The organism is Antribacter gilvus (assembly GCF_003946865.1).
Lineage (GTDB): Bacteria > Actinomycetota > Actinomycetes > Actinomycetales > Cellulomonadaceae > Antribacter > Antribacter gilvus.
Window position 1 is genome coordinate 22,954 of the sequence record NZ_QXTH01000021.1, and the last position, 6,785, is coordinate 29,738.

7 protein-coding genes and 1 riboswitch are annotated in these 6,785 nt (G+C 71.4%); of the genes, 5 read left to right on the plus strand and 2 right to left on the minus strand.

What is annotated here, in order from left to right:
* Nucleotides 1-66: 66 nt before the first annotated feature.
* A riboswitch (cyclic di-AMP (ydaO/yuaA leader) is annotated at nt 67-242 on the plus strand.
* 3 nt (nt 243-245) lie between these two features.
* Both D1350_RS22735 and D1350_RS22740 read left to right on the plus strand, forming a co-directional pair.
* Nucleotides 246-920 (plus strand): C40 family peptidase, encoded by a 675-nt coding sequence (locus D1350_RS22735; RefSeq protein WP_125778345.1) that lies wholly within the window; start codon nt 246-248, stop codon nt 918-920.
* Between the two features lie 145 nt (nt 921-1,065).
* Nucleotides 1,066-2,433, plus strand: coding sequence for a TrkH family potassium uptake protein (locus tag D1350_RS22740; protein ID WP_125778346.1), 1,368 nt, complete (start codon nt 1,066-1,068; stop codon nt 2,431-2,433).
* Nucleotides 2,434-2,611: 178 nt separating this feature from the next.
* Here the strand turns inward: D1350_RS22740 and D1350_RS22745 are convergent, their stop codons facing one another.
* The gene (locus D1350_RS22745; RefSeq protein ID WP_125778347.1) at nt 2,612-2,875 is read right to left on the minus strand and encodes a GlsB/YeaQ/YmgE family stress response membrane protein; all 264 of its coding nucleotides are present in this window, start codon (nt 2,873-2,875) and stop codon (nt 2,612-2,614) included.
* A gap of 128 nt (nt 2,876-3,003) precedes the next feature.
* On the opposite strand from D1350_RS22745, the gene D1350_RS22750 reads away from it, so the two are divergent.
* Complete coding sequence (locus D1350_RS22750; protein WP_125778348.1) at nt 3,004-3,819, plus strand: ion transporter; 816 nt, start codon at nt 3,004-3,006, stop codon at nt 3,817-3,819.
* On the opposite strand, the gene D1350_RS22755 is transcribed toward D1350_RS22750, so the two are convergent.
* The gene (locus tag D1350_RS22755; protein WP_125778349.1) at nt 3,800-5,797 is read right to left on the minus strand and encodes a class I tRNA ligase family protein; all 1,998 of its coding nucleotides are present in this window, start codon (nt 5,795-5,797) and stop codon (nt 3,800-3,802) included. The genes D1350_RS22750 and D1350_RS22755 overlap by 20 nt on opposite strands.
* 557 nt (nt 5,798-6,354) lie before the next feature.
* On the opposite strand from D1350_RS22755, the gene D1350_RS22760 reads away from it, so the two are divergent.
* Nucleotides 6,355-6,576, plus strand: a complete 222-nt coding sequence (locus D1350_RS22760; RefSeq protein ID WP_125778350.1) for a hypothetical protein — start codon at nt 6,355-6,357, stop codon at nt 6,574-6,576.
* The coding region (locus D1350_RS22765; protein ID WP_164545286.1) for a hypothetical protein at nt 6,573-6,785 on the plus strand (213 nt) is incomplete at its 3' end. The genes D1350_RS22760 and D1350_RS22765, both read left to right, overlap by 4 nt.

Consider the following 6,785-nt stretch of genomic DNA (forward strand, 5'->3'; position numbering starts at 1 on the left):
GCGAGGTCCAGGTGTACGGTCTGAATCGCTCCTCCGACCGGTGGAGCCGTGGGACGGGCCGCCGAGCCCTGTCAACCGCCCCGCGACCAGGAAGAACGTGACAGGGACGGGGGAACCACCTTCGGGCGCCGGGAGGCGTCCTCGGGGTGAAGCCGAACGGAAGCTCAGCGACCGTCCGGCCGGGTGCAGCATCTCCCACCCGAACCCGACAGCTCACCTCGCAGGCGGTCACAGGAGACCATCAGGTGACGACAGCCACCCCTCGCGGCCGCCATCGTGCGGACCGCCCAGTCACGACGCCCATCAGCATCGTCGCCCGCGCGGCGGTCGAGAACGCCGGGGCACTCGCCCGCAAGGGCGCGCTGGCCGCAGCCGGCGCCGGAGTCCTCGTCTCGACGCTCGCCCCGACGGCACACGCCGCCCCGGCCAACGACGTCGGCGGGGCCATCAAGACCCTCGACCTCGAGGCCATCACCTCCCAGGCGCGCTCCTCGCTCGCCCTGGCCCCCACTTTCAGCGTCCCGGCCGACGCCGGGTTCACCGTGGAGCAGGCGCCCATCTCGGTGACCGCCGCCCCCAAGGTGGTGCCGATCGGCAACCGGGCCGTCTCGATCGCCCTGCAGTACGTCGGCATCCGCTACACCTGGGGCGGCACCACGCCCTCCACCGGCTTCGACTGCTCCGGCCTGATCAACTACGTCTACGACAAGCTGGGCGTCGACCTGCCGCGCACGTCGTCGCAGCTGCGCTACGCCGGCACCGTGGTGTCCAACCCGCGTGCGGGCGACATCGTCTGGCGCTCCGGGCACGTGGCGCTCTATGCCGGGAACGGCATGATCATCGAGGCGAGCCAGCCCGGTGTGCCGGTCCGCTACGTCGAGCTGAACTGGTCGACCGCCACGTTCATCCGCGTCACCTGACGTCCGGCCGCCCAGCGGCTCGGATACTCACGAAGGGTCCGCCCGAGGGCGGGCCCTTCGTCGTGGGCGGGAGTACGGTACTTCTCGGCGCTGACGCCAGGTGCCCGACCACAGCACCCGGTCACAGGGCCGGCACAGGAGGAACATGCAGTACAGCGCGCGCGCCGAGTACAAGGTGACGAGTGCGGCGTCCCTCCGACGGCGACCCGGCCAGCTCGTGGTCCTCGGCTTCCTCGGGGCGATCGCCGCCGGGACCGCTCTCCTGTCGTTGCCGATCGCGGCGACGGGTCCGAACGCCAGCTTCATCGAGGCGCTCTTCACGGCCACGTCGGCTGTCTGCGTCACCGGGCTCATCGTCACGGACACCCCCGTGTTCTGGACCACCTTCGGGCACGTGGTGATCCTGGTGCTGATCCAGGTGGGCGGCCTGGGCGTCATGGCCGTCGCCTCCACGCTCGGCCTGCTGCTGTCGCGTCGGCTCGACCTGAGCACCCGGCTCGTGGCCGCCGCGTCGACCCGCGCCGTCGGGCTCGGCGACCTCCGGCGCGTCCTGCTCGGCGCCATACGCATCTCTTTCATCATCGAGGCGGCGTGCGCCCTCGTCCTCGCTGCACGGTTCTCGGCCGGCTACGGGGAGCCGCCCGGCCGGGCGCTGTGGCTGGGCCTGTTCCACTCGGTCTCCGGGTTCAACAACGCCGGCTTCGCGCTGTTCAGCGACTCGCTCATGAGCTACGGCACCGACCCCTGGATCTGCGTGCCGCTCGCCGTCACCGTGATCCTGGGCGGGATCGGCTTCCCCGTGATCATGGAGCTGCTGCGGCAGCGCCGCAGGCCAGGCCGGTGGAGCCTGCACACCAAGATCACGGTGTGGATGACGGCGGCCCTGCTGCTCGTCAGCACGCCGTTCTTCCTCCTGACCGAGTGGCGCAACCCCGCCACCCTCGGGCCCATGGACCTCCCGGGCAAGCTGCTGGCCGCGTTCACGCAGTCCGTCATGGCGCGCACCGCGGGCTTCAACTCGGTGGACACCTCGCAGATGAACACGGAGACCTGGCTGGGCACCGACGTGCTGATGTTCATCGGCGCCGGGTCCGCCGGCACGGCGGGCGGCATCAAGGTCACCACGTTCGCCGTCCTGGCGATCGTCATCTGGTCCGAGCTGCGGGGCGACCCCGACGCGACGGTGTCGGACCGCCGGATCACCCTCGCCACGCAGCGTCAGGCGCTCACCGTGGCCCTCCTCGGCGTCGCGATCGTCATCCTCCCGGCGCTCTTCATCACGACCAGCTCGCCCTTCACGTCGGACGAGGTCGTGTTCGAGGTGGTCTCGGCCTTCTCCACGACGGGCCTCTCCACCGGCATCACGGCGGGCCTGGAGTGGTACCACCAGCTGATCCTCGTGGTGCTGATGTTCATCGGCCGGCTCGGTCCGATCACCCTCGGCACGTCGCTCGCCCTCCGGAGCCGTCGCCGGCTGTACCGGCTGCCGGAGAGCGCCCCGATCATCGGTTGAGGCCAGAGCGCAGCGCAGGGTGGGGGCCGAGGAACGAGGCACCCGCCCGGAGCGGAGTGCCGGCCTCAACCGATCAAGAGCACCGGTTGAGGCCAGAGCGCAGCGCAGGGGCACGGCGAGGCCGCGGCCTCCCGAGCACGGGAGACCGCGGCCTCGGCGGGTGCGGGCGCGGCGCTGGTCAGGCGCGCGAGCGGTTGCGGATCGCCTGGTAGATGAAGACGACGATGAGAGCGCCGATGATGGCCCAGAGCCACGTCACGAGCGAGAAGAACTCGTTGAAGTCGGCATTGAACAGGAGCCCGCCGAGCCACCCACCCAGGAAGGCGCCGATGACGCCGAGGATGAGGGTCACGAACCAGCCCCCTGGCTGACGCCCGGGCAGGATCGCTCGAGCGATCGCACCTGCGATGAGACCGAGAACGATGAAGGCGAAGAACCCCATGGGATTTCCTCCTGTCGGTGGTTCTGTCCGGATCTGACCCTTACTACGTTGTCATCGATCCGTTCACTTCGCCCGTCGAACCACGCGCTACGCTCCGACTCGTTCATCACGAAGAGGAGTTTCCGCCAGTGGATAGCAGATCGAGCGTCCGACCCGGTGCCCGCACGCGGGTCCGCGCCTTCGTCGAGGACGCCCGCTTCCAGCGGGTCGTCATCTGGGTGATCACCGCCAACGCGGTGCTGCTCGGTCTGGAGACGTCCGAGCCGCTGATGGACGCGATCGGGCCGGAGCTGCACGCGCTGGACCGCGCGATGCTCGCGTTCTTCGTCGTCGAGCTCACGTTGCGGCTGTACGCGCACGGCTGGCGGTTCTTCACCAACGCCTGGAACGTCTTCGACCTGCTGGTGGTCGGGATCTCGCTGGTGCCGACGGGAGGCCCGCTCGGCGTCCTTCGTGCCCTCCGGATCCTCCGGGTGCTGCGGCTGGTCTCCACCGTGCCGTCGATGCGCCGCGTCGTGGACGGCCTCCTTGCCGCGGTGCCCGGCATGGCCTCCGTGGGAGCCCTCCTCGCTCTCGTGATCTACGTGTCGGCGGTGATCGGCACCAACCTGTTCGGTGCGACGTCACCCGGCCACTTCGGCAACCTCGGCGTCACGCTGTTCACCCTGTTCCAGACGATGACGGGCGAGGCCTGGCCCGACGTCGCCCGGGAGGTCATGGCCGCGCAGCCCATGGCCTGGATCTTCTTCGTCGTCTACATCCTCGTGGTGGGCTTCGCGGTGCTGAACCTCTTCATCGCCGTGATCGTGAGCGGCATGGAGGGCGTGGGCGAGCTGGCCGAGCACGAGGCCAGCACCGACGCGATCATGATCGACGAGCTGCGCGCGCTCCGGGCGGAGATCGCGGCCCTGCGGGCGGAGATGCCTAGCCCGGCACCACGCTGACCAGGTGCGGCGGTCGCACGACGACGCGCCGCACCGGCCGGCCGCCCAGCGCCCGGACCACCTCGGGCAGCGCGAGGGCGGCCGCCTCCAGCTCCGCCGCCGACACGTCCGGGACCACCGTGAGCCGCGCCCGCACCTTCCCGCCGACCTGGACCACCGCCTCGACGACCTCGGCACCGAGCAGTGCCGGGTCCACCTCGGGCCAGGCCGCCTCGGCCACGGGCGTCCTGTGGCCCAGCCGGGCCCACAGCTCCTCCGCGGTATAGGGCGCGAACAGGCTCAGCACCACGGCCACGGCCTCCACGGCCTCGCGCAGGTCCCGCTGCCCGACGGCGGAGCCCGGGCCGGCCGGGCCGGTCACCTCCGCGGGGCTCGCCTCCGCCGCCCGCCGGACCGTCGTGACCAGCTCCATCAGCCGGGCGACCACCACGTTGAAGCGCCGGGCCTCCAGCAGCTCGTCGCACTCGTGCACAGCCCTGTGGACGGCGGCCCGGAGCCCGGGCGACCCCGTGCTCGCCGGGGGGGCGACGCGCGCGGAGACCACACCGCCGTCGTCGGGCACCAGGTCCGCCAGCCGGAGCGCGCGGGACAGGAACCGCCGCATGGCGGCGGGCGAGACGTCCGCCCAGTCCACGTCGTCCTCGGGCGGACCCGCGAAGACCATGGCGAGCCGGACCGCGTCGACGCCGTGGCGGTCGAGCTCCGCGCCCAGCTCCACACCGTTGCCGAGCGACTTGCTCATCGCTCGTCCCTCGTTGACCACCTGCCCCTGGTTGAGGAGCGCGGCGAACGGCTCGGGGGTGGGCACCATCCCCAGGTCGAACAGGAACTTGTGGACGAACCGCACGTACAGCAGGTGCATGGTGGCGTGCTCCACACCGCCCACGTACAGCGACACGGGTGTCCACCGGGCAGCGTCCTCCGGCTGGAACGGGCCGCCCTCGAACCCTGGGGACAGGTAGCGCAGGTGGTACCAGCTCGAGTCCACGAAGGTGTCGAGCGTGTCGGTGTCGCGCTCGGCGGGAGCGCCGCACCGCGGGCAGTCCGTCTCCACCCATTCACGGGCCGACGCCAGGGGTGACGTGCCGCGCGGCCGCAGCTCCTGCCCCGCCAGGTGCGGCAGGGTCACGGGCAGCCGGTCCTCCGGTACCGGCACCTCACCGCACGCCGGGCAGTGCACGATCGGGACCGGCGCGCCCCAGTACCGCTGCCGGGACACGAGCCAGTCGTGGAGGCGGTACGTGGTGCCCTCGGGCGTGGCCTCGCGGCCCACCCAGTTCCGCTGCATCTGCAGCACGTGCGCGGGCCAGCCGTCCTCCAGCAGCGCCATGTCGTCCAGCAGGCGGTCCGCGTAGGCGGTGGTGCGGACGAACCACTGGGTGAGGGTCCGGCGCGTGACCGTCGCGCCGCAGCGCTCGCACCGGCCGTCCACCACCTGCTCGTTCGCCAGGACCGTCGCGTCCTGGGGGCACCAGTTCACCTCGGCGGCCGCGCGGTACGCCAGACCGTGAGCGTGCAGCCGCAGGAACAGCCACTGCGTCCAGCGGTAGTACGCCGGGTCGTGCGTGTGCAGGCGCCGCGACCAGTCGAACGAGACGCCGTACCGGCGGATCGACGCCGCCTGGGTCGCGATGTTGGTCTCCGTGAACCACGCCGGGTGCTCCTTCCGCCGGATCGCCGCGTTCTCGGCGGGCAGCCCGAAGCTGTCCCAGCCGACCGGGTTCAGCACGTCGAAGCCCTTGGCGCGCCACCAGCGCGCGACGACGTCCTCCAGGGCGAGCACCTCGGCGTGACCCATGTGCAGGTCGCCCGACGGGTACGGGAACATCGTCAGGAGGTAGCGCCGGGGCCGGCTCCCGTCGTCGCGGGCAGCGAAGGAGCGCCGCGCCTCCCAGAGGCGGCGGACCCGCTCCTCGGCGTCGTGCCGGCGCTGCGCCGCGACGTGGTCACGGTCGGGCTGGGGTCCTGTGGGCTGCATGGCTCGGCTCCTGGGCTCGCCCCCGCGGCGGACCGCGGGGAGGGATCGGGTTCCGGGCACGAAAAAGCCCCTCGCACGCGAGGGGCTGCCGCGTCGGTTCGTGCCCGATCAGGGGCGGGGCCGACGCGGCTGGATAAGCAGCGAGCGTGCTGAGCGCATGCGTCGACGGTAGCAGCGGCCGCACGCGTCGGTCCAGGTCCGGAACGACGGCGACGCCGGTTCGGCCTGCCCCCAGCGCAGTCCGAACCGGCGTCCACCGTGTGACGGGACACGGAGTGCTCGGCGCGCCCCCAGCGCGCTCCGAACAGCTCCGTGCCCCTGACCCGACGGCGATCGGCCCGCCCCCAGCGCGGTCCGAGCTGCCGCTCGCGTCGCACCTTTGACGCCCCGGACGCCGAAAGGTCACAGCACTTTTCACGGCGACGGCATGTGACCTGGGTCACAGGCCGCGGTGTCCGCGGACCGCTCTCCTGCGGGTTCGGGTGAACTCGTCCTAATTCCCCAAAAATTCCCTCCGAAGTGCTGTGACATCCGGACGCCTCGCGCGTGTAGGAGGCATGACCCATACGGAGCATCCCGAGCTCGTCCGTCTCGGCGCCCAGTACCTGCGTGCTTACGCAGAGGGAGACGCCGTCAATCTCTACCGCCTGGCCGATGCCTGGGGGGCGAGCGACCTGTGCGCCGCCACCTGTGAGGTCGCCCTGGCGGTCATCCACTCGACGGTGGGGCCACGCGGCCTCGACGCCGTGTCCGACGCGTTCAACAGGTCCCGGAGGTGACCGCCACCATGTCTCAGCAGACGATCACGACCGACATCTCGCCCCAGGGCTTGCGCAATCCCGCTCGGGGGGTGGAATCATGGGGCGGCGGACCGGTGGACACCGGGGTGCCGAATGTCAAGGGGGAAGTGCGCGTGTCGGTGACGGAGATCGGTCTCGACGACTGGGTCGTTCATCGTCCCAACGTCGTGCGTTCCGTCGCGGCCCGG